The organism is Aquamicrobium defluvii (assembly GCF_004363725.1).
Lineage (GTDB): Bacteria > Pseudomonadota > Alphaproteobacteria > Rhizobiales > Rhizobiaceae > Mesorhizobium > Mesorhizobium defluvii.
In genome coordinates, this window is record NZ_SNZF01000088.1 from 1 (window position 1) to 1,237 (window position 1,237).

A 1,237-nucleotide genomic window follows, 5' to 3' on the forward strand; every position below is an offset into this window, starting at 1 on the left:
CCTCCGGCGAGAATCTTCGCATTGATCCGGACCGTTTGTGGGGTTCGCTGATGGAGATGGCGCGTGTTGGACCCGGCGTTGCGGGAGGCAACAACCGCCAGACGCTGACGGACGCCGACAACGAGGGCCGGCATCTGTTCCGGCGCTGGTGCGAGGCGGCGGGGCTCGAAATGGGCGTCGACCGCATGGGCAACATGTTCATGACACGGCCGGGCACGGACCCGGACGCGCTGCCGGTCTATATCGGCTCGCATCTCGACACGCAGCCGACGGGCGGCAAGTTCGACGGCGTGCTCGGCGTGCTGGCGGGGCTGGAAGTGGCGCGCTCGCTCAACGACCTCGGCATCCGCACCAAGCATCCCATCGTGGTGACCAACTGGACCAACGAGGAAGGCGCGCGCTTTGCGCCGGCCATGCTGGCGTCGGGCGTGTTCGCGGGCGAGCTTGAGCTCGACTATGCCTATGGGCGCACCGATCTGGAGGGCAGGCGCTTCGGCGACGAATTGCAGCGCATCGGCTGGGTGGGCGAGGAGGAGGTGGGCGCGCGCAAAATGCATGCCTATTTCGAATATCACATCGAGCAGGGGCCGATCCTTGAGGCGGAAAACCGGCAGATCGGCGTCGTCACCCATGGCCAGGGGCTGTGGTGGCTGGAATTCACGCTGAGTGGCAAGGAGGCGCATACGGGCTCGACGCCGATGGCGATGCGGGTCAATGCGGGCCTGGCCATGGGGCGCATTCTGGAGCTCGTGCAGGGCGTTGCCATGGACAACCAGCCGGGCGCCGTGGGCGGTGTGGGGCAGGTGACGTTCTCGCCCAATTCGCGCAATGTGCTGCCGGGCAAGGTGGTGTTCACGGTCGACATCCGCTCGCCCGACCGGGCCAAGCTGGACGGCATGCGGGCGCGGATCGAGGCGGGGGCGCAGGAGATCGCGGCGGAACTGGGCGTCGGCTGTTCGGTGGAGGCGGTGGGCCATTTCGACCCGGTGACCTTCGCGCCCGAACTGGTGGCGCGGGTGAGGGCTTCCGCCGAAAAGCTGGGCTATTCGCACATGGACATCATCTCGGGGGCGGGCCACGATGCGTGCTGGATCGCCAAGGTGGCGCCGGCGACGATGATCATGTGCCCGTGCGTGGACGGGCTGTCGCACAACGAGGCCGAGGACATCTCGAAGGAATGGGCCGCCGCCGGCGCCGACGTCCTCCTCCATGCCGTCATCGATACGGCGGGGATTGT

Annotated in this window: 1 protein-coding gene; it reads left to right on the top strand. The window is 67.4% G+C overall.

Annotated elements, in window-relative coordinates; genetic code table 11:
- A partial coding sequence (locus tag DES43_RS22245) for a Zn-dependent hydrolase (RefSeq protein ID WP_133676482.1) occupies positions 1–1,237 on the top strand: 1,237 nt, incomplete at both ends.